Annotated in this window: 18 protein-coding genes and 1 pseudogene; 10 read left to right on the top strand and 9 right to left on the bottom strand. The window is 63.5% G+C overall.

Features of this window, described 5'->3' with window-relative positions:
• Positions 1-108 precede the first annotated feature (108 nt).
• The 3 genes from LPN03_RS11820 (at position 109) to LPN03_RS11810 (ending at position 2,755) form a co-directional block, all read left to right on the top strand.
• Complete coding sequence (locus LPN03_RS11820) at positions 109-1,044, top strand: diacylglycerol/lipid kinase family protein (RefSeq protein ID WP_262454356.1); 936 nt, start codon at positions 109-111, stop codon at positions 1,042-1,044.
• 182 nt (positions 1,045-1,226) lie between these two features.
• A complete protein-coding gene (locus LPN03_RS11815; RefSeq protein ID WP_240901705.1) occupies positions 1,227-1,949 on the top strand; it encodes a phosphatase PAP2 family protein in 723 nt (240 codons plus the stop codon).
• The gene (locus LPN03_RS11810; protein ID WP_262454355.1) at positions 1,946-2,755 is read left to right on the top strand and encodes a DUF1206 domain-containing protein; all 810 of its coding nucleotides are present in this window, start codon (positions 1,946-1,948) and stop codon (positions 2,753-2,755) included. Before LPN03_RS11815 ends, LPN03_RS11810 begins: the two co-directional genes overlap by 4 nt.
• 1,128 nt (positions 2,756-3,883) lie before the next feature.
• On the opposite strand, the pseudogene LPN03_RS11800 reads toward LPN03_RS11810, so the two are convergent.
• The 8 genes and pseudogenes from LPN03_RS11800 to glyA all read right to left on the bottom strand — a co-directional run.
• Positions 3,884-4,219, bottom strand: a pseudogene (locus LPN03_RS11800) (DNA polymerase V subunit UmuC); the annotation flags it as partial.
• A 479-nt stretch (positions 4,220-4,698) separates the two neighbouring features.
• Positions 4,699-5,610: a formyltetrahydrofolate deformylase gene (gene purU / locus LPN03_RS11795; RefSeq protein WP_165181036.1), complete on the bottom strand. Its 912-nt coding sequence runs from the start codon at positions 5,608-5,610 to the stop codon at positions 4,699-4,701.
• 1 nt (position 5,611) lies between these two features.
• On the bottom strand, positions 5,612-6,985 hold the full coding sequence (locus LPN03_RS11790; protein ID WP_165181037.1) for an L-serine ammonia-lyase: 1,374 nt from the start codon (positions 6,983-6,985) through the stop codon (positions 5,612-5,614).
• Positions 6,976-7,617 carry a sarcosine oxidase subunit gamma gene (locus tag LPN03_RS11785; protein ID WP_165181038.1) on the bottom strand — a complete coding sequence of 214 codons (642 nt, stop codon included), beginning with the start codon at positions 7,615-7,617 and terminating at the stop codon, positions 6,976-6,978. The genes LPN03_RS11790 and LPN03_RS11785 overlap by 10 nt, the downstream gene beginning before the upstream one ends.
• Positions 7,610-10,570: a sarcosine oxidase subunit alpha family protein gene (locus LPN03_RS11780; RefSeq protein WP_165181039.1), complete on the bottom strand. Its 2,961-nt coding sequence runs from the start codon at positions 10,568-10,570 to the stop codon at positions 7,610-7,612. The genes LPN03_RS11785 and LPN03_RS11780 overlap by 8 nt, the downstream gene beginning before the upstream one ends.
• A complete protein-coding gene (locus tag LPN03_RS11775) occupies positions 10,567-10,905 on the bottom strand; it encodes a sarcosine oxidase subunit delta (protein WP_165181040.1) in 339 nt (112 codons plus the stop codon). Before LPN03_RS11775 ends, LPN03_RS11780 begins: the two co-directional genes overlap by 4 nt.
• Before the next feature lie 31 nt (positions 10,906-10,936).
• Positions 10,937-12,157: a sarcosine oxidase subunit beta family protein gene (locus LPN03_RS11770; RefSeq protein WP_165181041.1), complete on the bottom strand. Its 1,221-nt coding sequence runs from the start codon at positions 12,155-12,157 to the stop codon at positions 10,937-10,939.
• On the bottom strand, positions 12,154-13,458 hold the full coding sequence (gene glyA / locus LPN03_RS11765) for a serine hydroxymethyltransferase (protein WP_165181042.1): 1,305 nt from the start codon (positions 13,456-13,458) through the stop codon (positions 12,154-12,156). Before glyA ends, LPN03_RS11770 begins: the two co-directional genes overlap by 4 nt.
• 178 nt (positions 13,459-13,636) lie before the next feature.
• On the opposite strand from glyA, the gene LPN03_RS11760 reads away from it, so the two are divergent.
• Positions 13,637-14,308 carry a GntR family transcriptional regulator gene (locus LPN03_RS11760; protein WP_165181043.1) on the top strand — a complete coding sequence of 224 codons (672 nt, stop codon included), beginning with the start codon at positions 13,637-13,639 and terminating at the stop codon, positions 14,306-14,308.
• Here LPN03_RS11760 and LPN03_RS11755 read toward each other — a convergent pair.
• A complete protein-coding gene (locus tag LPN03_RS11755) occupies positions 14,305-15,804 on the bottom strand; it encodes a PucR family transcriptional regulator (protein ID WP_262454354.1) in 1,500 nt (499 codons plus the stop codon). The two genes, LPN03_RS11760 and LPN03_RS11755, sit on opposite strands and share 4 nt — an antisense overlap.
• Before the next feature lie 143 nt (positions 15,805-15,947).
• Here LPN03_RS11755 and LPN03_RS11750 point away from each other — a divergent pair, with 143 nt between their 5' ends.
• From LPN03_RS11750 to LPN03_RS11725, 6 genes are all read left to right on the top strand, one after another.
• Positions 15,948-17,486 (top strand): purine-cytosine permease family protein, encoded by a 1,539-nt coding sequence (locus tag LPN03_RS11750; RefSeq protein WP_165181045.1) that lies wholly within the window; start codon positions 15,948-15,950, stop codon positions 17,484-17,486.
• 47 nt (positions 17,487-17,533) lie between these two features.
• On the top strand, positions 17,534-18,790 hold the full coding sequence (locus LPN03_RS11745) for an aminopeptidase P family protein (protein ID WP_165181046.1): 1,257 nt from the start codon (positions 17,534-17,536) through the stop codon (positions 18,788-18,790).
• Positions 18,791-18,881: 91 nt separating this feature from the next.
• A complete protein-coding gene (locus tag LPN03_RS11740) occupies positions 18,882-19,679 on the top strand; it encodes a creatininase (RefSeq protein ID WP_262454353.1) in 798 nt (265 codons plus the stop codon).
• A gap of 257 nt (positions 19,680-19,936) precedes the next feature.
• Entirely contained in the window at positions 19,937-21,247 is a 1,311-nt protein-coding gene (locus LPN03_RS11735) for an MFS transporter (RefSeq protein WP_240901718.1), read from the top strand.
• A gap of 60 nt (positions 21,248-21,307) precedes the next feature.
• A complete protein-coding gene (locus LPN03_RS11730; RefSeq protein ID WP_165181049.1) occupies positions 21,308-22,564 on the top strand; it encodes an aminopeptidase P family protein in 1,257 nt (418 codons plus the stop codon).
• 127 nt (positions 22,565-22,691) lie between these two features.
• Complete coding sequence (locus LPN03_RS11725; protein ID WP_370875261.1) at positions 22,692-23,489, top strand: IclR family transcriptional regulator; 798 nt, start codon at positions 22,692-22,694, stop codon at positions 23,487-23,489.
• Positions 23,490-23,991 lie beyond the last annotated feature (502 nt).

Here is a 23,991-nt window from a genome sequence, read left to right as displayed (position 1 = left end):
GCCCAAGCAAACTACCAGTGCTCGATCCTGCGCTTCATCGAGGACAACCGGCACTTTCACAGTACTATTCGAGCTGGGAGCGCACACTCGTTGTCAACGGAGGGCACCATGAGCGACATCAATTCCACGCCTCGCATGCGTGCCGCAGTAATCATCAATCCGACGAAGTCCCCGGACGGGGATTTCAAGTCCGCCTTTCACCTCATGTGCGCGGAGGAGGGCTGGGGCGAGCCCCTGTGGTTGGAAACAAGCGAAGATGACCCTGGATCCGGCCAGGCGAGGAAAGCACTCGAGTCGGGGGCCGACGTCGTCATAGCCGCTGGCGGCGACGGCACAGTGCGCTGTGTGGCCGAGACCCTGGCCGGAAAGGGCACCCCCATGGGCCTCGTGCCGTTGGGGACTGGCAACCTGCTCGCCCGCAACCTCGGGATTGGCCTGGAAGACCCGCTGCGCGCCGGCCGGGACATTTTGAATGGCACAACCACCACGATCGACATCGTGATGGCCACTTTGGACCATGCAGATGCGGGGCACGCATTTCTTGTTGCTGCCGGGCTCGGCTACGACGCAACCATCATGGCCGACACGAAAGACGAGTTGAAGGACCGTGTCGGCTGGCTGGCCTATGTCGAAGCGGGAATCCGCAACTTGCCGGGCAAAGGTGTCAAGGCGACCATCAAAGTCGACGGCAGCGAAGTGGTCCGCCGCCGGGTCCGCGGAGTCATGGTGGGCAATTGCGGAAAGTTGATGGGTGGGGTGGAGATATTCCCGGACGCGTCCGTCACTGACGGCCTCCTGGACCTGCTGGTTCTTTCACCGCGCGGCAAGTTCGGATGGATTCGGGTAATGGCAGGAATCTTCCATCGGAAGGGCGCCAAATCCAGTTCAGTCCACTACTTTTCCGGGGAGAGCGCCGAAATCACGCTGGACAGTGAACAGGACTTTGAGCTCGACGGCGACCACCTCGGCCGGGCCAGGCACCTGGAAGTGAAAGTGGTTCATCAGGCTCTGGCAATTATGATGGCGGCGCCCAAATCCACCTGATCCCCGCCGGAGTTCGGGCCTTCCCGTGAGTACCCCGAATGGCATACTGTGCTCATAGCATTCATAATGGGCCTCCGGGTGGCCGACCAGTGCACTGTACATTTTCTGGAAGCGGGGATTGGTCCATGGAACGGGCTAAAGCGCGGACAAGCCGGCCAGATTCTGGCTGGCGCAGGAAGTTCATGGTTGAGGAGCGATCCGTCCCGTTTACCGAACGTAAACGGCTTTACACCACGGCCTGGGTTCTGATCATCACGGGATTGGTTCTATTCCTCGTGGTCCTGATTGGCGTCCTCACCCATTCCGGATTCCAGCGGTTGGACCAACCCGTGGAGACCTGGTTCCTGGCCCACCGATCCACCACGGTGACACCCTTGATGATCGCACTGGCGATCGCTTTCGGACCCGTCACCTTGCCCATTGTGGTCCTCGTTGTCGTGGTGGTCTGGACGATACGGGCCAGGCACGCCTGGCGGCCGCTCCTCCTTGCCGCAGGAATGGTGACCGGATTAGTCTTCGCCCAGGTCTTGGCCCCCCTCGTTCGGCATCCAAGGCCCCCGATAGGGTCCATGCTATTCGGGGCCGACAGCAGTTTTTCCTTCCCGTCAGGACACGTCTTGGGGACAGCGGACTTTCTGCTACTCCTGGCCTTCCTGATCGCCAGCCGGCGGCGAAAACGCGGCTTCACCAGCACCGCGGTCTGCGTCGCGGTCGTCCTCATTCTGGCCCAAGTCGTCTCCCGGCTCTACCTGGGCTACCACTGGATTAGCGACACCACCGCGTCACTGGCCCTCTCCATGGTCATTGTCGGCATTGTCATGGCAGTGGACACGGCCAGAACAGTCAGGGTCCCGGGCGAACGTGTCGAAGGCGGACACTCACAAACACAGGTGGATGAGGCATGAGCCTCGGACACGGCGCGAAGCGGGCCGCCCGGAAGGCAGGCAACAGCCAGGTCCTGACGAACATTGCGCGCATCGGCTTTGCCGCCAGCGGGCTCATGCACCTGCTGATGGGCTACATCGCCGTGCGGATCGCGCTCCACCACGGCGGGGAATCGGACCAGTCGGGAGCATTCGCCCAACTCACAAGGCTGCCCGGCGGCCCCATGGTCTTGTGGGCCGCTGTCCTGGGGATGGGGGCACTGGGACTATGGCTCCTGCTCCAAGCATCCCTGGGCATCGGCTCGTCGTCCAAGAAGCGCTGGGCACGCAGCCTGGTCTCGGCAGGAAAGGCGGCAGCATACTTTGCGCTGGCATGGACAGCACTGACATTCGCGCTTCACCGGCCCAGCAGCTCAACTGCCGCGACACGCAACGCCAGCGGGACGATTCTCTCCCTGCCCGGAGGTCAAGCCCTGCTCGCCATTGTCGGGATGGCCACGGCCGGCATTGGCGGATACTTGGTCTACAAGGGAGTCCGAAAGAAATTCCTCGACGACATCCAACTCCAGGGCAACCGTGCGGACCCAGCCGTCATCGCCCTGGCCATGACCGGTTACATCGCCAAGGGCATCGCCATAATTGCCCTTGGAGTCCTGTTCATTGTCGCAGCCATTAAAATCAGTCCCCAGGACGCGTCCGGCCTTGATGGTGCCCTCAAATCGCTCGCCGGACTCCCATACGGACAAGCCATCCTCATCGCTATCGGACTTGGACTCATGGCCTACGGGTTGTACAGCATCATCCGTGCCCGCCTCGCCCGACTCTGACGCATCGGCCAAAAGAGTGATGTTGCGAGCAATCCCAACTTCCGTTCCAACACCGTCCCCGACAAGGCCGGCCAGGACCGCGAGCTCGCGTTCGTCGGAACCGCCGCCGTTTGACTGCACTAGCGGCAGGCCCGGCCACGGTGGAAGGTTCGCGATCTCATCGAGGATCAGTGAGAGGGGCGGGTCCAGCCGGACGCCGGGATCGACGAACCCATTCCACAGCCGGCGTTGTAGATGTAATCGACCAGAGCGGAATGATACCCCCGGCGGACGCACCGCGCTTGGTCCCGATCAATGACAGGGTGCTGCGTCGCTCGATGCACACTTTGGATTCGCGGGTTTGCCACTCCTTCGGAATGGCGCCCCTACACACAAGGCACCAAAATTTCTGGACACCTTGGGGCCAATTCGATCCAAAGCGTGTGGTTTCCGTCTGGCTAGTCCCATTTTCGGCACAAGCAAAGCCCACCAAACTGCCGTTTTCCGCAGCTCAGGGGGCTTTCGGGGTGGGCAAGGAAGATTCGAACGACTGCCTGCTCTCAGGGGACAGCTTTGGGCCGTTGCTGTCGGTAGTTAATATGATTGATATTCCGCGGATTCTGGGACATTTTCATAACAGCCGCAGGTGTTCCCATGTGGTAATTTTCGATCGTTTCCGCGGGGAAACCGTAGGGTGGACTGTAAGGGGAAGCCAGTGCTCAAACGCAAGGATGACGCCACCCCTCCAGCGGATTTGCCGCCGTTCCGGGCCCAGTCTGGCGGGACCAGGTTGCTTCTGCCCCCACTCGGCCTAGAGTCGTTACACCGGTGAGTGACCCGGTGGAATTTGCCATGCAAGGGGCAGTAGCCCTGCGAAGTGAGCTTGGCAGTCTTCCGGATGGTATGACGAGCTAGGCTCGCGTTATTTACCGGCTGCAATCGACTACTTCCTGCGCAAGCGCGGCGACCTTTCGGATCCAATCCCCACCACGTTGGTGTCACCAGTCGACGGCATCGCTGACCCAAAAAAGTGGCTCCTCATGTGATTGGCTGTGCATGGAGAGAAGTTCCCCGCCCACCTCTAGCCGTTGAAGGTGCCGGGCAATGGTTCGGCGGTCAGACTGCTCCAAAGACTCGTCGCTTTCAGCTACCAGCTTCCCCGCTCCTGACTGGACCAGGTGCGCCCTCGAGGATCCGAGGCACCAGCGCGTACGCGGCCCGGCCCAGCAGCACCGGGTCCGCCGTCGGTATCGGCAAAGGCACCACCACGGACGGGTAGGACGTGTCCGCTGGGTAGTACTGGCACGTCGCGGCAAACGCGGTCAACACCTTTGCCTGCAGGTTGTGTTTGGCCAGGCGGGCACTGGCCTGCTGCGCATACACCCCCATGACCGGGCACATCGCGGCATGCGTGGTGATCGGAGTGGAAAAGGACCGGCCGAAAATCAGCTGGTCCCTCCCAATACGTTCCTCCTCCATCGGAATGCGCGCCGACGGGCTCGATACCGCACCCGTGCTCACCAGCCTCGGCGTCATCCAATGGTGGTAAGGCCACGGCAGCAAAGCCCACCAATGCTTCCAAAAAGCCCTCGAAGCAGACCCTGACTACCGGTTAGCCCAACTCGCCAACAACCTCTTCCGCGACGACATCCTCTCCGACTGGGCCACCAGCCGCCACAACGCCTACCATCCACCCCACACCCGCCAACCCGAAATCGGCGGACTCGGGATGGCGTAGGCCGTCTGCAACTGATCGGCATCCCGGGACTAGCGCAGCGGTCAATCGGAAACGTCGCGGTTGACCCAGTTGTAGCCATAAATTCGACGAGACGGTGACGTTTTTCCGGTGTCGCGACGCCAGCAACACCTTCCGCGAAACGGAAGCTCGTCGCAACTACGCACAGTGCCAAATATCCGGTTTCACTTTGGCACTCGGCAATCCGGACGTGGCAGATTTTGGTCGTTCAGCGAAGCACGATGGTCCGGTTCCCCTGGACAACGACACGTCCCTCGCAATGCCAGCGGACCGCGTTGCTAAGGGCCTTGCACTCGGTGTCCCGACCCGCCGCCACCAGGTCCTCCGGGCCAAAGGTGTGGTCCACCTCAATGACCTGCTGGGAGATGATGGGCCCTTCGTCCAGCTCGCTATTGACGTAGTGGGCAGTGGCGCCCACCGTCTTGACTCCGCGCGCATATGCCTGGTGGTATGGCTTGGCGCCCTTGAACGCTGGCAGGAAAGAGTGGTGGATGTTGATGGCCCGGCCCTCGAGCTTTCGGGTGAGCCCGTCACTGAGCACCTGCATGTAGCGGGCCAGAACGACCAGTTCGACGTCGTACGCGTCCACGAGCTCGAGCAGCCTCGCCTCGGCGGCGGGTTTCGATTCGGGCGTGACAGGTACATGGTGGAACGGGATGCCATGCCATTCGGCCAGCCGCTGGTGGTCAGGGTGGTTGGAGACGACGGCGACCACGTCAACGGGCAGTTCCCCCGTCCGCGTCCTAAACAGCAGGTCGTTCAGGCAGTGTCCAAACTTCGACACCATAATCAGCACGCGGCGCTTGGCGCCATGGGGGCGCAGCTCCCAGCGCATCCCGTGGAGGGCGGCAACTTCATGGATCCCGGCACGCAACGCCCCCAGCGCCGCCTCCCCCGCCGGTGCGGCAAAGTGCAGGCGCATGAAGAAATGGCCGTCCGGCTCCTGCTGCCCCGGAACCGGGCGCAGGTGCAGCCGGTCGCTGAACTGGCGCAGTTCAATGATGTCCGCGCCCTGTCCCAGCAACACGCCCGACAACTGGTTGACAATTCCGGGGCAGTCCGAACAGTCCAGGGTCAAGACGTACTGGGCCGAATCCGGCCCTTGCTCGAAGACACCCATCTCAGCACTCAATCACATTCACTGCCAGGCCCCCGCGGGAGGTTTCCTTGTACTTGCTCATCATGTCTGCTCCTGTCTGGCGCATCGTCTTGATCGCCTTGTCCAATGAAACCTTTTGGCTTCCGTCCCCGTGCCGGGCCAGCCGTGCGGCGTTGATTGCCTTGACGCTGGCAATGGCGTTCCGCTCAATGCAGGGAATCTGCACCAGCCCGCCCACGGGGTCGCAGGTCAGGCCCAGGTTGTGCTCGATGCCGATCTCGGCGGCGTTCTCCGCCTGGATGGGGGTCCCGCCGAGCACCTCGCACAGGGCGCCGGCGGCCATGGAGCAGGCCGACCCTACTTCGCCCTGGCAGCCCACCTCGGCGCCGGATATGGAGGCGTTGAGCTTGAAGAGGATGCCTATGGCCGCGGCGGTCAGCAGGAACCGGACCACTCCGTCGTCGTTGGCGCCCGGCACAAATTTCATGTAATAGTGCAGCACGGCTGGGATGATCCCGGCTGCCCCGTTGGTGGGTGCGGTGACAATCCGCCCACCGGCGGCGTTTTCCTCGTTGACGGCCAGGGCAAAGAGGTTGACCCATTCCATGGCCCGCAATGGGTCGCCGGCATCCTCGGGGGCCTGCAGGTCCCGCAGCAGCCCGGGCGCCCTCCGTGTCACCTTCAGTCCGCCGGGCAGGATGCCCCCGGCATTGCAGCCATTGGTCACGCAGTCCTGCATGACGGACCAGATGTTCAGCAGTTTGGCGCGCAGGTCCTCCTCCGTGTGCCACACCAGTTCGTTGGCGAGCATGACCTCGGAAATGGACAGGCCTTCCCTCTTGCAGGTGGCCAGCAGCTCGTCGGCGGTGGTGAAGGGGTGGGGCAGCACGGTTTCATCCATGATCACCCGATCGGCGCCCACGGCTTCCTGGTCCACGACAAAGCCGCCGCCGACGGAGTAGTAGCTGCGCTCGCGCACCACGGCGCCCAGGTGGTCGATGGCGCGGAACGTCATGCCGTTGGGGTGTGCCGGCAGTGACTTGCGCCGGTGAAGGATGATGTCTTCGTTGAAGTTGAAGTCGACCCTGTGGGTGCCGGCCAGCATCAGGGCCGCGTCCAGGGCGGCCTCGGCCACCAGGTCGTCCGCCCGGTGGGTGTCCACGGTTTCGGGGTCGTGGCCCGCCAGCCCCAGCACGACGGCCTTGTCGGAGCCGTGTCCGCGTCCTGTGGCGCCAAGGGAGCCGAAGAGCTCGGCCTTGACTCGCACGACGCCGGCCAGCTCGCCGTCGCGCGCCAGACCGTCGGCGAAACGCCTGGCCGCGCGCATCGGGCCCACCGTGTGGGAGGAAGAGGGCCCGATGCCAACGGAGAACAGGTCAAGGACGCTCAGTGCCATGTCGGGCTGCCCGCAGCGGCGAATTCGCCCATGCCGTCAAGGAGCCAGCGGCCGAGGTGGTCGGCGAAGGAGGCCCTCGGGAAGATCTGGAAAGTTTCCGGCCCGGTCTTCCACAGAACCACCGGAATCTTGCCGATTTCGGTGGTGATGGCCGTTCCGGGGGCGAAGGCGCGCGGGTGAAGGTCCGCCGCGCAGCTTTTCTCCAATACGTCCCGGGCACTGGGCCCGGCCAGTTCAAGGGTGGTCCGGTTGCTGGACAGATCCACCACCTGGCCGGAGCTCTCGCCCAGTGCTTCGACCAATGCGGCGGCCAGGATGCCGCCGTCGACGCCGCCGTTGTCCGGGGCAATGGCGAGGAACTCGTCCGGCCCAAGCCACAGCACGGCCAGCCCGGAAGGCCCGGACGTGACGTTCCCGCAGGCCAAGGGCAGGCCGCCCGTGACTGTGCCGATACGCCGGCCCGCTTCGGAGGACGGATCGACGCGGATGCCGACCATGGTCTGGAACGGGATTTCACGCAGGGTGACCCCGCGCTCCCCCGCCACGGACCCGACTGCAAAGTCGGTCCACAGGTGGGCTGCGGGGCTCCGGCGGAGCCCCCGAACCTCAGTGTTTGCTGTTGTGTTAACCATCTCGGCGTTTCCCTTCGGCATCAAAAAGTACTGTTTCCCCAACAACCACGTCCACGAGCTTGGAGCCGACGGCGGCGACAAGGCGTTCGCCGATCCGGTTTCGCCCGTTCTTGATCAGGGCCAGCCCGAAGGACCGTCCCAGGGCGGCACTGTGGTAGCTGGAGGTGACGAATCCCTCCATGGGGACGGGCCCGTAGGCGGGGTTCACACTCACGCCGGTTTCTACCAGTTGCGTGCCCTCCGGCAGGCGGATGGAGTGGTCCACAGGCAGCACGCTGACCAGGTGCTTGCGGCCTTCGCGGACCGCATCGGTGCGCTGGTAGGAACGCCGCCCGATGAAGTCCTTGGCCTTGGAGACCACCCATTCCATGCCCGCATCCTGGGGGGTGACAGTGCCGTCCGTGTCCTGGCCGACGATCGGGTAGCCCTTCTCGGCTCGGAGCACGTGCATGGTCTCGGTGCCGTACGGAGTGATGTTGAATTCCGCTCCCGCCTCCGTCACGGCCTCCCACGTGGAGAGCCCGTACCAGGCCGGGACATTGATCTCGTAGGCGAGTTCGCCGGAGAAGGAGATGCGGCACACCCTGGCCGCAATGCCGGAGGCCAGCACCGTCTCCTTGAACGTCATGAACTTGAATGCCTCATTGGAGAGGTCCAGCTTCGGAGCCACCTTGGCCAACACGGCACGCGACTTGGGTCCCACGACGGCGATGGTGGTCCATTGCTCCGTCACGGAGGTGAAGGTGGCATCCAGTTCGGGCCATTCGGTCTGCTGCCATTCCTCCAGCCAGTCCAGCACCTTGGCTGCGCCGCCGGTGGTGGTGGTCATGAAGTACCTGTCCTCGTCCAGGCGCAGGGTAACGCCGTCGTCGAAGATCATGCCGTCAGGGGTGCACATGACCCCGTAGCGGGCGGAGCCGGGGGCGAGCTTTTTGAACGCATTGGTGTAGATCCGGTTCAGGAATTCCCCGGCGTCCTTGCCGCGGATCTCGATCTTGCCCAGCGTGGTGGCGTCCATGTAGCCCACGGAGTCGCGGACGGCGGCGCATTCGCGCAGCACGGCGGCGTCCATGTCCTCGCCCGGCAGCGGGTAGTACCAGGGGCGCTTCCACTGTCCCACGTCTTCGAACAGGGCGCCGCGGTCCTCGTGCCAGGTGTGGATGGAGGTGCGGCGGGCTGCGTCGAAAAGCTCGCCGCGCTGGCGCCCGGCCAGTGCAACAAAGGGCACCGGCGTGAACGGCGCCCGGTAGGTGGTGGTGCCGATGGCGCCGATGTCGGGATCCACCTCCGTGCCCTGTTGGCGGAACGCGGCCGCGATGACGCCGATCGCGTTCACGCCGGAGGTCTTGCCCTGGTCGTTGGCCGTGCTGATGGAGGTGTAGCGCTTGATGTGCTCCACGCTGCGCAGCCCGGCCCCGGTGGACCGCCAGACGTCGGCCACGCTCTGGTCGCGCTGGAAATCCACGAAGTGGTGGTGCCAGTCCGACGCCGTCCCTTCCGTCCCGCCGACCAGCCACAGGGCGCGGGTGGGGCCCATGGGCTGCGCCGGGCGGGCCGGACGGGCCGCAGCGGCAGTCGCGGCGGCAACGGCACCGGCCGTGGCAAATCCGGCGTTGACGGCGGCTACGGAACCGGCGGTGGCGCCCTCAGCCACACAGTCAGCCAGGGCGTAGCTGCCGCGGCCGGCCCCCACCACCTGCTGGTTCTTCACGGTGGTGGACGGCACAAAACCGGCCAGCTCCACATCCCAGCGGACCTTCCCCTGCGCCTGGCTGTGCAGGTGCACCACGGGGCTCCAGCCGCCGGAGACCGCCAGGAGGTCGGCCTCAATTTCCTCCATCCGGCCGACGGGGGCGCCGTCGTCGTCTATCGCCGAAACCGTGACGCCGTGGACGCGGGAAACGCCTGAGGTGTTGACCACGGCGCTGCCGTTGATGACGCGCACGTGCTCGCTCTCGGCGGCCGCGGCGGCCAGCGGGGAAAGCTGCGGGCGGGCGTCAACGATGGCGGCTACCTCCACCCCGGCTGCCAGCAGGTCCATGGCGAGCTGGTAGGCGCTGTCGTTGGTGGTGCCAATGACCACCCGTGAACCGGCCGCGACGCCATAGCGGTTGAGGTAGCTGCGGGCTGCGGAGGCGAGCATGATGCCTGGCCGGTCGTTGTTTTCAAAGACGATCGGGCGTTCGTGCGCGCCGGTGGCCAGGACCACCTGTTTGGCGCGGATGTGCCAGATGCGCTGACGGGATACGGCGCCGCCCGGATCTTCCGCCAGGTGGTCGGTACGGTTCTCCAAGGCGAGAAGGAAGTTGCTGTCGTAGGAGCCAAACACGGTGGTGCGGTGCAGCACCGTGCATTCCGTGTTGGCAAGCAGCTCGGCCTCGATGCCGGACACCCAGTCCAAGGCGGGGGTGCCGTTGACGTGCTCGTCGCGGCCGGAGAGCAGGGCACCGCCCAATTCCGGCTGGTCGTCAATGAGAATGACGCGAGCCCCGGTGTTGGCGGCGGCCTGGGCAGCGGCAAGCCCGGCGGGTCCGCCGCCGACCACCAGGACGTCCGTGTGGACGTACTTTTTGTCGTACAGTGCTTCGTCATCGACGGGGTCAAGCTTGCCGAGGCCGGAGAGGAATTCGACGTCGAGCCCGTCAACGAGGGACACGGCCGTGGCGGGGAGCATGGATTCGGCGGCGTGTCCGGGGAAGCGGCCGGTGACCTTGATGAGGGCGTTGGATTCCTCAACGCCGGCGGAAAGGATGCCGCGGGGGCGGTCCTCATAGAGCGAGTTCCCGGCGGCCAGGCGGCCATTGGCAATCAGCGCGGAGGCCACGGTGTCGCCCGGGTGGCCAGAATAGCCGACACCGTCCACGGTGAAGTCCAAGGTGATGCTGCGGTCAATCCGGCCGCCCCCGGCGAGCCTGTTGGGCTGGTTCTGCCGGGCTTGGTTCTGTTCGGTCATGGCTTTGCTCCTTCCGGTGCATGCTGGGTGGGGGAGGTGCTTCCCGTGCCGGCGGGGATCAGGCCAGCCGGCGGCTGTTCGCCCATGCGGTACACGGCCTTGATGTCATAGCTGACGGTGTCGCGGACCATGTTGAACCACTTGCGGCAGCCGGTGCTGTGCACCCAGCGCTCGGCAAAGAGTCCCTTGGTGTTCTGGCGGTAAAAGAGGTACTCAGCCCATTGGCGGTCGGAAAGTTCCTCCGGGTGTTCGGGGTAGGCCACGTGGGCCTGCCCCCCATAATGGAATTCGGTTTCGTTGCGCGGCCCGCAGTTGGGGCATGAAAACAACAACATTGTGTGTTCCTTATCTACTCTCGGGGCCGGACTAGTGGGCCACGGCGGCGGCGCCGTGTTCATCGATGAGCGCGCCCGTTTCAAACCGTTCCAGCGAGAAGGGCTTGTTCAGCGTGTGCGGGGCGCCCGTGGCGATGGTGTGCGCAAACGTCAGCCCGGCGGCCGGGGTGCCCTTGAACCCGCCGGTCCCCCAGCCACAGTTCACAAACATGTTCTCCACCGGGGTCGTGCCCACGATGGGCGAGGCATCCATGGTGGTGTCCACTATCCCGCCCCAGGTGCGCAGCACGTGGGCCCGGGCGAAGATGGGAAAAAGCTCGACGGCGGCGGCCATCTGTTCCTCGATCACGTGGAAGGAACCGCGCTGGCCGTAGCCGTTGTAGGAGTCGACGCCGGCCCCCATCACCAATTCGCCCTTGTGGGCCTGGGAGACGTAGACGTGAACGTGGTTGGACATGACCACCGTGGGGTGCACCGGCTCGTGCAGTTCGGAGACCAAGGCCTGCAGGGGGTGTGACTGGATGGGAAGCCGAAAGCCGGCCATCTCGGCCAGGACCGAGCTGTGCCCGGCCGCGCAGAGACCCACCTTTTCGGTGTTGATGGTGCCGCGGCTGGTCCGGACGCCAGTGACCTTGTTGCCTTCCTTGATGAAGCCGGTGACCTCGCAGTTCTGAATGATGTCCACACCGAGTTCGTCGCACTTGCGGGCGAAGGCCCAGGCGACGTGGTCATGCTTGGCGATGCCGGCCCGCGGCTGGTAGGTGGCCCCCATGACGGGGTAGCGGATGTTGTCGCTGATGTTCAGAATCGGACACAGTTCCTTGACCTGCTTCGGGTCCAGCCATTCCGCGTCGACCCCGTTAAGCTGGTTGGCGCCCACCCGCCGTACGCTTTCGCGCACGTCGCCCAGGGTGTGGGCCAGGTTCATGACCCCGCGCTGGCTGAACAAGAAGTCGTACTCGAGCTCCTCGGGGAGGATCTCCCACAATTTCAGGGAGTGCTCATAGATGGCGGCGCTTTCATCCCACAGGTAGTTGGAGCGGATGATGGTGGTGTTCCGGGCCATGTTCCCACCGGCCAGCCAGCCCTTTTCCAGAATGGCAATGTTTGTCATTCCGTGGTTCTTGGCCAGGAAGTAGGCGGTCGCCAGGCCGTGGCCGCCGCCGCCAACGATAACCGCATCGTAGGATTTTTTGGGGTCCGGGTTGCGCCACAGGAATTCCGGGTGTTCCGGCAGGTGTTCGGTAGTCACGGGGCAACTCCGTTCGGGGTGGACTCGGTCGAGAGGAGCGGGTACAGCGGGAATTTTTCGGCCAGTACACTGACACGGTCGCGCAGCAGGACAGCAGACTCTTCGCTGAGCTCACCCTTGAGGGCTTCTGCGATGATGTCGGCAACCTCGGTGAATTCGGCCGGGCCGAATCCGCGGGTGGCCAGGGCCGGGGTGCCGATGCGCAACCCCGAGGAGACCATCGGCGGACGGGGGTCAAAGGGGACGGCATTGCGGTTGACGGTGATGCCGATGCGGTGCAAGCGGTCCTCTCCCTGCTGGCCGTCCAGTTCGGAATTGCGAAGGTCCACCAGGACCAGGTGGACGTCGGTGCCGCCGCCCACCACGGAGATCCCAAATTCGGCGACGTCCGATGCCAGCAGCCTTTGGGCCAGGATCTTGGCCCCGGCCAGGGTGCGTTCCTGGCGGTCCTTGAAGGACTCGGAAGCGGCGATCTTGAAGGACACGGCCTTTGCCGCGATCACGTGCTCCAGCGGCCCGCCCTGCTGGCCGGGGAACACGGCCGAGTTGATCTTGCGGGCCAGGGACTCGCGGCTGAGGATGACGCCGCCGCGCGGGCCGCCCAGGGTTTTGTGCGTGGTGGTGGTGACAACGTCGGCGAAGGGCACCGGGTTCGGGTGCAGGCCTGCCGCGACCAGGCCTGCAAAGTGGGCCATGTCCACCATGAGATAGGCGCCCACCAGGTCTGCGATGCGCCGGAACTCAGCAAAGTCGAGCTGGCGCGTGTAAGCGGACCAACCGGCCACGATCAACCTGGGCCGGTGTTCAAGCGCCAGCGCCTCCACCTCGGCCATGTCCACCATCATGTCGGATTCATTCACATGGTACGGAACCACGTTGTAGAGCTTGCCGGAGAAATTGATCCGCATGCCATGGGTGAGGTGTCCCCCGTGTGCCAGGTCCAGGCCCATGATGGTGTCGCCCGGATCTAGCAGCGCGAACATGGCAGCGGCGTTGGCCTGGGCACCGGAATGCGGCTGGACGTTGGCGGCTTCGGCCCCGAACAGGGCCTTGACACGGTCGATGGCCAACTGCTCGATCACGTCAACGTGCTCGCACCCGCCGTAGTAGCGCTTGCCGGGAAGGCCCTCCGCGTACTTGTTTGTCAGCACGGAGCCCTGCGCCTCCATGACGGCGGTCGGGGCAAAGTTCTCGGACGCGATCATTTCCAGCGTTGACTGCTGGCGCACAAGTTCCGCCGCAATGGCCGCGTCGACCTCGGCGTCCACGCCGGCCAGGGTGCCGGTGAGCACATCTACCATGGGTTGCTCCTTTGCAAATTAGATGTAATGCACAACTAAAAGTGAACTAATACTTAACTGATATATTAGATTGAGTGCAACAATATGTTGTAGATCACCCATCGTCAAGCGGTTCGTGGAAATAACTGCCGCGGGACATCCTGGACGATGCGGACGACAGAGATGAAAAGGGGACACGATGAGCCTTGCCGTGGCACAAGAGGTGGCCGGGGACTCCACCCTGCCGCTCTCCGAACAGGCCTACCGCCACCTGCGCGACCAGCTGATCATGCTGGAAATCCGCCCGGGCGACGCCATTAACGACCAGGCACTCGCCGGGCAACTGGGCATAGGGCGCACCCCCGTCCGAGAGGCCCTCAAGAGGCTCGAAAGCGACCACCTGGTCGTTTCCTACCCGCGCCGGGGCACCTTCGCGACGCGCGTGGACATCACGGAACTGGCCGACATCTCCGAAATCCGCGAACTCCTGGAACCACTGGCGGCCCGACGGGCATCCCGAAGCGCGACAGCCGGCATGAAGGCTAGATTGCGGACGTTGGCGGCAGACATTGCGGCCTCGGATCCGGCCGGCGCTGACCAGTTGGCGCTCATGCGCTACGACATCATGGTCCACCGGCAAATCTATGCGGCCGCCGCGAACCCGCATCTGGAGGATGTACTCATCCGTTACGACAACCTGGCGACACGCATCTGGTGCCTCGTGCTGGACAAGATCCCGTCCGTGGCCGGGCACATTGCCGAACACGTCAACCTCTTGGAGGCCATCGCCGACGGCGACTCCGAGCTAGCCGGGAGCCTGGCACTGGAGCACGTCACCAGCTTTGAAAAGACCGTCCGCAGCGTCCTTTAGAAAGCACCCCTGGCAGCTACCGGCAATCCTGCGGCTGCCGCCCTGGCAGCAATGTGGATGTCAAACAACCTGCCGGAAGTCCGCGGGTTCCCGCCAAGCAGCTCCTGGATCTTGCTCAGGCGTTTGTGCATGGTTTGCCGCTCAATGTTCAGCGTTTGTGCCGAGCCTGTCGTGTTGCAGCCTGAATCCAGCCAGCAAACCAGCGTGGCCAGCAGGGCCGTGCCATGCTTTCTGTCCCATTCCTGCAGTTCCCCGACATTTGAGTAAACGTAAGGGCCCATAAACGCCGGATCGGGCACTGCCGCGAGGATCCGCCGTCCCAAAAAGTCCATCGCGTCAAGCACCCGCCCGCTGGCGGGCCTGCCGAGGGTCAATACGGCCTGGGCCTCCACGTGGGAGGCATGCGCGCCGAAGCCATCTGCCACAGTCGGACCGAAAGCCCCGCAGATTTCGGATCCCCGTATAGCGTCTTGAGCGGCGGCTAGCAACCTCCCCCGCGCGTCACGGGCATCCTCGTGCGCCATGACAAACAGCACAGCCAGCTCCCCGTCCCTCAAGTGGGACCGGGTGCCCACTCCCCTGGCGCGCAAGGCACGTCCGACGGCGGGGAAGTCCGCTTCCCTTCCGGCCGATCGGAAGATGGCCACGGCGGCGGCCTGGCCCGGCGGCAGCCCAGCCTGCAGCCAAAGGCCCTCGACCATTGCAGCATCGCTACCGTCGACCACCGCCTCCAGTAGGCGCGCCTCGGCCACCTGAGCCGCCGTGGGCCTGAAGGACTGCGCCAGCGCCAGCCCCAAGATGCCCGAGAGCCGGTCTGCCGCCAGTTCCATCAGGAACGGGTCCGGGGAGGGGGACCGCAAGGTCAACTGCGCGGCCAGCTGTCCGCCGACGACAATACGAGCCTCCGCCGTCGAACATTTCCCCTCCACGGGACCGCCGGCATGGCCGAGCGGAAAGCCGTCCGCAGCTGCCAACGAGACCTCCGCTGACAAGGCCGTGGCCACCATCTCAAGGATGCCCGGCAAGTGCGGTCCGCGGTCGGTGATCTGGCGGGCAATGCGTCGCGAGACTGCGTCAACGACTTGGTGGGCGTCCGCCTGCTCGTTGACCACCCGGCGGTTTACGGCCTCAGCAATGTCGACGAACGGCGCAACGGTGCGCAGCTCGATCAGCGGCAACCCGTGGTCATTGGCTGCGTCAATGAGCCCGTCCGGCAAGGTGGCCGTCTGACCGGCCGTCTGCACGGCCAGCGCCGCGATGTTCCGTCCCGCCAGGCTGCGGACATAATCACGCTGCTCCTTTGCTGGCAGGGCCAGCAACGCCTCGCCGCCCGACAGCAGCAGCTCCCCGCCGCGCAGAAGCGGGGCAATTTCGAGGACTTCACTGGAATGAACCCACCGAACAACGCGCTGCAGTGTGCCGGGCACGTTACTGCAGAGCCAGGGGTCTGCTGCTGACATGGCTTGGGAGGCGAGAACTTCGGCAAGCGTAATCATTGATATCTCCCAAATGATGGATGACATTTAGTCGCTTAGTTTCACCTTAGTCTATCCATAATGTCTCTATGTTGTGGGCCAAGTCACCCATAAACTAGTTCAAGCTCGCACTCCCCATCACAACGCAGTGAATCGAGACCCGCATGAACCGCACCAGATTTCGGTCGCATGAATCCGCGACCGTCGAGGTTGAAGATGTGCTGCAACCGATCCCCGAATCGGCACGCACCACGAAGCTTTCCGGCCAGTTTTGGATTTGGGCAGGTGCCAACGTCGCCCCCATCAACTGGATACTCGGAGCACTCGGGATCCAGCTTGGCCTTGGACTGCGCGACACCCTGATCGTGCTGATTGTCGGAAACGCAATCGGCATGGCCGGGTTTGGCTTCTTCGTCATCCTTGGCCAACGAACAGGTGCAACAGGCATGCTGCTGGCGCGCGGCGCCTTTGGGCGGCGCGGCGCCTACCTGCCGGCCGCCATCCAAGCCACCATCGCCATCGGCTGGTCCGCCGTGAACACCTGGGTCATCCTGGACCTGGTTATGGCACTGTTCGGCATGATCGGCTGGGTCGACCCCCATCAGCAAAACATTCCGGTGCGCATCCTCGTCGCTGCCGCAATCATGTCCATTCAGGTGGCGATTTGCTACCGCGGATACCGCGCCATCGCCAAGTTTGAACGCATCACGATGCCGCCCACGATCATCGTCCTGGTGGCAATGTCCATCATCGCGTGGACCCACCTTGACATCAACTGGGGCTACGCCGGACCCGCCGGCCACGTTCTGGAGGGCATGCCGCGCATCGCGGCCATGTCCGCGATCATGACTGTCATCGGCATCGGATGGGGGATCGGCTGGTTCACATACGCCCCCGATTACTCCCGCTTCGTCAGCCGCAAGGTCAAGCCGGCCAAGCTGTTCCTGGTCAGCGTTCTAGGCCAGTTTCTGCCAGTCGTCTGGCTCGGCATCCTCGGTGCCAGCCTCGCCACCAAGAATGGTTCAGCCGATCCCGGGGAGCTGATTGTTTCGAATTTCGGCACCATGGCCATCCCCGTAATCCTCCTGGTGATCCACGGCCCGATTGCCACCAACATCATCAACCTCTACACCTTCGGCGTCGCGTTCCAGGCGCTCGATGTGAAGATCTCCCGCCGCAAGCTCTCCATCCTGGTGGGCATCCTGTCAATGATTGCAGTCATCGCCTTCATGTTCGCTCAGGATTTTGCGATGATCCTCGACACCTGGCTTGGCACCATAGTCGCCTGGGTGGCCACCTGGGGCGGCATCATGGCCGTCCACTACTTCATCTTTGAACGTCACCACAAGGACTACTCCTACCTGTTCCTGGATTCGAAGTCCACGTCCCTGAAGTCCATCAACCCGATAGCCTTCATCGCCTTCTTCGCCGGAATCGTCATGACCTGGCTGTTCATGTACGGCGGAATTCCAGCGCTCCAGGGCCCCATCGCCACGGCCATGGGCGGAGTCGACCTTTCCTGGCTGGCTGGCACGCTCACTTCCTCGGCGATCTACTTCGCCCTCGGATACCCGCGCTTTCGCAAGCGCATCAAGGCCGGAGTGCCCCTGGGCATCCGCGTCGGCCTGAATGAGGATGACGTGCTGGCAGAGCACGGCGACGCCTGCGCGGAAAACATCCCGGAGCCGGCGCAGCTGGCCTGAAATCCCCTATTTCCCTCACTCATTTCAACCCCCGACTAGGAGTCACCATGACTGTCACCGCTTCCTCCGCCGCCACGTCCGTTTCCGAACTGGAGCGCCTGAAGACCCTGCACAACGGCACCAAGGCGCCCCTGACGTTCACTGACGCAGAATTCGAACGCCGCCTCGGCGGCCTGCGCCGGATCATGGCAGAAAAGGACCTCGACGCCGTCGTCCTGACCAGCTACCACAACATCAAGTACTACTCCGACTACCTCTTCACCTACTTCGGCCGCTCCTACGCCCTCGTCGTCACCCCCGAAGACTCCGTCTCCATCACCGCCAACATCGACGCCGGCATGCCCTGGCGCACCAGCTACGGCGACAACATCGTCTACACCGACTGGCGCCGGGACAACTTCTACTTCGGCATCCAAGAAGCCCTGAACCGCCGCGGCATCAAGGCCACCCGCCTCGGCGTCGAAGACGACACCCTCCCCGTCCTCCTGCGCGACAAGCTCCAGGCCGCCTTCCCCGGAACCACCCTCACCGACGTCTCCCAGGCCGCCATGCGCCAGCGCATGATCAAGTCCGCCGAGGAAATCGAAGTCATCAAGCACGGCGCCCGCATTGGGGACCTCGGCGGGGAAGCCATCAAGGCAGCCATCCGCGAAGGCATCACCGAATACGAAGTCGCCCTGATCGGCACCGAAGCCATGGTCCACGAAATCGCCCGCACCTTCCCCGACCAGGAAGTCCGCGACACCTGGGTCTGGTTCCAATCCGGCATCAACACCGACGGAGCCCACAACTGGGCCACCACCCGCAAACTCCAGCAAGGGGACATCCTCTCCCTAAACTGCTTCCCCATGACCAGCGGCTACTACACCGCCCTGGAACGCACCCTTTTCCTCGGCGAACCCGACGCCCGCTCCCTGGAACTATGGAACATCAACGTCGAAGTCCACGAACGCGGACTCGAACTCATCAAGCCCGGCGCCATCTGCAAGGACATCGCCGCCGAACTCAACGAGATCTACATCAGCCACGGACTCCTCTCCAACCGCACCTTCGGCTACGGCCACTCCTTCGGCGTCCTCTCCCACTACTACGGCCGCGAAGCCGGACTGGAACTCCGCGAAGACATCGACACAGTCCTGGAACCCGGCATGGTCGTCTCCATGGAACCCATGATCACCATGGCCAACAACCAGCCAGGCGCCGGCGGCTACCGCGAACACGACATCCTCGTCGTGGGCGAAAACGACGCCGAAAACATCACCAAATTCGGCTACGGCCCCACCAACAACATCATCAACCCCTAACCACACAAACACCCACCGGATGCGGCTGCCGCGGCCCCCGCCAGCAGCAACCAGGCCTTGCACGCCCCACTCAAAGAGGAGCATCACCAGCATGGACAGGTCAGTATTTCTCGAAGACTTGGACGCCTTCACCTACCGTCAAGCCTTGGCATCCCGCGACGCAGTTGTTCTCATCCCCGTTGGTTCGCTGGAGCAGCATGGCCCCCACCTTCCGCTGGGGACGGACACCATCCTGTCCACGGAATTCGCCGCGGCAGTTGCGCAGCGTTTGGGTGCATTCGTTGCCCAGCCCATCAGTTACGGATATAAGTCACAGCAGAAATCCGGCGGCGGCAATCACCTCTCCGGGACCACCAGCCTCGACGGCGCTTCCCTCATTGCCATGGCAAGGAACCTGGTCAAGTCCTTCCTCAGCCAGGGCGTCCGGCACGTGGTCTTCATCAACGGGCACTTCGAAAACTACCAGTTCCTCTACGAAGGAATCGACCTTGCCCTGGAGGATATGCGGATCGGTCCCGGAGCGGAGGAGAGCGTATTGCTCCTGTCCTACTGGGACTTTGTCACTCAGGAGACGCTGGCCCAGGTCTACCCCGACGGCTTCCCCGGCTGGGAAATCGAACATGGCGGCGTGCTGGAGACATCGCTCATGCTCCACCTTGATCCCTCCAGGGTTGCCATGGACCGCCTGGTAGACGGCCCGGCTGCGATCCTGCCGCGCTTTGACCGGCTTCCCGTGATGCCGGAACGCACGCCGGCCACCGGCTGCCTGTCCTCGGCAGCCGGGTCCAGCGCCAGCAAGGGCGCGCTGCTCCACGGCCAAGTCGTCGACGACCTGGTTGCCGACCTGGCCGCGGAACTGGCCTGCGAACGTGCGGGCGTGCCCGCCTAGCGAAGGAACACAACTCAATTTCATTCATTGCACCAAATGCGTCGCAGCGAGTATTTTCTCGCCGCGGCGCATTTGCGTCGTCCCTTGCAAATTGCATCCCACAAGACCCTTGACAGTGACCCGGGCCACACATAGTCTAATGCAACAGCGTTGCATTGAATGCAACCCCAACATTTTTGGTGGAACCCATGACACATCACAAATCCCCCAGCACGGACCGGACGGCAACGATGCCGGCCGCCGGCGGGCAGTTGAGCATGAGCGGGCAGCCCCGGCCTGGCGGCGGCACCGGCCTCGACAAGAGCACCCGGCGAAGGGTTATTGGCGCCAGCTTCATCGGCAACTTCGTAGAATGGTTTGACTACGCCGTGTATGGCTATCTGGCAGCGACCATTGCGGGCGCATTCTTCCCGGAAGCGAACAAGCAAACGGGCCTGTTGCTGACATTTGGCCTGTTTGCCGTTTCCTTCTTTGTCCGCCCCCTCGGCGGCTTCGTCTGGGGCCACATCGGTGACAAGGTGGGCCGGAAGAACGCACTCTCGCTGTCCATCCTGATCATGTCGGCCGCGACGTTCGCCATCGCCTTGATCCCGGGCTACAACACGATCGGCCTCTGGGCCCCGATCCTGCTGCTGGTAGTCCGCGTGGTCCAGGGATTCTCGGCGGCCGGCGAGTACGCCGGGGCTTCAGCGTTCCTGGTTGAGTACGCCCCGCCGAACCGCCGAGGCATCTACGCCGCCGTGGTCCCGGCCAGCACGGCTGCCGGGCTGCTGCTCGGATCCCTCATCGCTGCCGTCCTGTCCGTCACCCTGAGCGCCGGACAAATGAACGAATGGGGCTGGCGGCTGCCGTTCCTGCTCGCCGCCCCGATGGGCTTGATCGGGCGTTACATCCGCGTCAAGCTGGAGGACACGCCGGCATTCCGCGCACTGGAGAAAGAGGACGACGTCATCAAGGCGCCAGTCACAGCGCTTTTCCGCAATCACTGGAGGGCCCTGCTGCTGGCCGTGGGTGCCGTGCTGCTGAACGCCGTCGGCTTCTACGTGATCCTCAGCTACATGCCGACCTACCTCAGTGAGGAGTTGGGATTCGGTGCGACCGAGTCCTTCGTTGCCACGACCATTGCGCTCATCACCTATATTGGATTCATCTTCCTGACCGGCCTCGCCTCCGACAGGTTCGGCCGCAAGAAGGTGCTCATCACGGCATCGGTTCTCTTCGTCTTCCTGACGGTTCCCGCCTTCATGCTGCTGGACACCCGCAACTTTGTTGTCATCCTGCTCGTCCAAGTCCTCCTCGGCGCCATGTTGACATTGAACGACGGCACGCTGCCCAGCTTCCTTGCGGAGCTGTTCCCCACCAAGGTCCGGTACAGCGGCTTTGCTGTCAGTTTCAACCTCTCCAACGCGATCTTCGGAGGGACGGCGCCATTCGTGGCAACGCTGTTGATTGCCAGCTCCGGGTCCAAACTGGCACCGGGCTTCTACCTGATGGCCGCCGCCGTCGTTTCCCTGATCGCGGTGGCCTGCGCCAAGGAAACCTCCAAGGACCCCCTCCAGTCGCACTAGTGCGGCCACTCCCTAGTCTCCCCCCTCACTATGCACATGCAACACCAACAAGGAGCAACAATGACCATCAACACCCCGGCCATCGCGACAAACGTTTCCGAACTGGAGCGCCTGAAGACCCTGCACAACGGCACCAAGGCGCCCCTGACGTTCACTGACGCAGAATTCGAACGCCGCCTCGGCGGCCTGCGCCGGATCATGGCAGAAAAGGACCTCGACGCCGTCGTCCTGACCAGCTACCACAACATCAAGTACTACTCCGACTACCTCTTCACCTACTTCGGCCGCTCCTACGCCCTCGTCGTCACCCCCGAAGACTCCGTCTCCATCACCGCCAACATCGACGCCGGCATGCCCTGGCGCACCAGCTACGGCGACAACATCGTCTACACCGACTGGCGCCGGGACAACTTCTACTTCGGCATCCAAGAAGCCCTGAACCGCCGCGGCATCAAGGCCACCCGCCTCGGCGTCGAAGACGACACCCTCCCCGTCCTCCTGCGCGACAAGCTCCAGGCCGCCTTCCCCGGAACCACCCTCACCGACGTCTCCCAGGCCGCCATGCGCCAGCGCATGATCAAGTCCGCCGAGGAAATCGAAGTCATCAAGCACGGCGCCCGCATTGGGGACCTCGGCGGGGAAGCCATCAAGGCAGCCATCCGCGAAGGCATCACCGAATACGAAGTCGCCCTGATCGGCACCGAAGCCATGGTCCACGAAATCGCCCGCACCTTCCCCGACCAGGAAGTCCGCGACACCTGGGTCTGGTTCCAATCCGGCATCAACACCGACGGAGCCCACAACTGGGCCACCACCCGCAAACTCCAGCAAGGGGACATCCTCTCCCTAAACTGCTTCCCCATGACCAGCGGCTACTACACCGCCCTGGAACGCACCCTTTTCCTCGGCGAACCCGACGCCCGCTCCCTGGAACTATGGAACATCAACGTCGAAGTCCACGAACGCGGACTCGAACTCATCAAGCCCGGCGCCATCTGCAAGGACATCGCCGCCGAACTCAACGAGATCTACATCAGCCACGGACTCCTCTCCAACCGCACCTTCGGCTACGGCCACTCCTTCGGCGTCCTCTCCCACTACTACGGCCGCGAAGCCGGACTGGAACTCCGCGAAGACATCGACACAGTCCTGGAACCCGGCATGGTCGTCTCCATGGAACCCATGATCACCATGGCCAACAACCAGCCAGGCGCCGGCGGCTACCGCGAACACGACATCCTCGTCGTGGGCGAAAACGACGCCGAAAACATCACCAAATTCGGCTACGGCCCCACCAACAACATCATCAACCCCTAACCACACAAACACCCACCGGCGGGGATTGAATCCCCAGCCCTCCAGCGGTTATACGCGGCGCCACGAATCTAAGGTGGCGCCGCGGACGCATTTAAATTGCAGCGGAATAGGGAAGGATGGAGACATGATGACATCCGCAGCCAAGGCGCGCAACGACACCGTCACTCCCGAATCTCGCGGCACTTCGGTGATAGTCAATGCCATTGCCGTTTTGCGCTGCTTCTCGGCCGAGGATCCACTGCTTGGCGTCACCGAAATCGCCCAGCGCGTGGGCATGCACAAGAGCAGCGTTTCCCGGATCCTTGCCACGCTGGAACAAGAGGACCTGGTGGAAAGGGATCCGGATTCCCGACGGTTCAAGCTGGGCCTGGGACTGATCGCCGTGGCCGGCCCTCTTCTGGCCGAGATGGAGGAGCGGCGGGTTGCCTATCCCCTGCTGCGCCGGCTGACGGAGCAGACAGGTGAAACCAGCGCCTTGATGGTGTGGAACGGTTCCGAATCCATGTGCGTGGAACAAATCGCCAGTCCCCAGCAGGTCAAGCACACCGCCCCTTTGGGTGCCCGATACCATGACGCCATGAGTGCCTCAGTGCAGGTGTTCCTTTCCAAGGAGCCCGAAGATCGCGTGCGCGCCCTGCTCCGCAACGGCACCGTTTCCTACCCCGGACTGGACGAAGCGAGTCTCGACGCGTACGTTCTCCGGCTCAAGGACGCCGCTACCCGCGGGTATGCAACCAACTACGGCGAATCCTCACTGGACGAGGTGGGAGTGGCCGCCGTGGTATATGACCACCGCGGCGACCCGGTGGCCGCGGTCCTGATCCCTGCCCCACGATTTCGGGTATCACAGGAGCGGCTGCAAACCCTCGGCGAGGCCTGTGCACAAACGGCACGCCTGATCACCACCCGGCTTGGTGGCGCATAGCATTGCAGTCGCGTTCGATGAAAAAGATGGTGCCTGAGGGGCCAGAGGTTGCTGTCATCCTCAGGGCCAACCAAGCCTAGGAAACCCTCTCAGAGGAGGACATTTTTGGGCAATCGCGGTCGGTTGTTAATTCCTTGATATTCCGCGGATTTTGGGTCTTTATCACACCAGCCGTAGGTTCTCATATGTGGTCTTTTTCGATCGTTTCCGTGGGGTAAAGGTGGGGTGATCCGCCTCCATGTCGAGCCGAGCTGCAGTAGGCCGGCTGCGTCAATTCGAGCCGATCGAGCAACACCGCGCTCATGTGCGGCTCTTCAGCGACTACAGTCGCCACGTACAGGATTACCGACACTCTGCTAGCTCACGTCTCACGGGGAACCCACCTGGAATTCCTGCCAGTTCGAGCAGATGAACCACGCTAGCAGATCAGGTGTCGATACAAACCTGCAAAGAGGTCACTTTGAGCTGTTTCCGCAATGAATACTTGCAAGAATGCAAGATA

The sequence above is a fragment of the Arthrobacter sp. A2-55 genome (assembly GCF_025548615.1).
Lineage (GTDB): Bacteria > Actinomycetota > Actinomycetes > Actinomycetales > Micrococcaceae > Specibacter > Specibacter silviterrae.
This window is presented reverse-complemented; position numbering and strand designations above follow the sequence as displayed.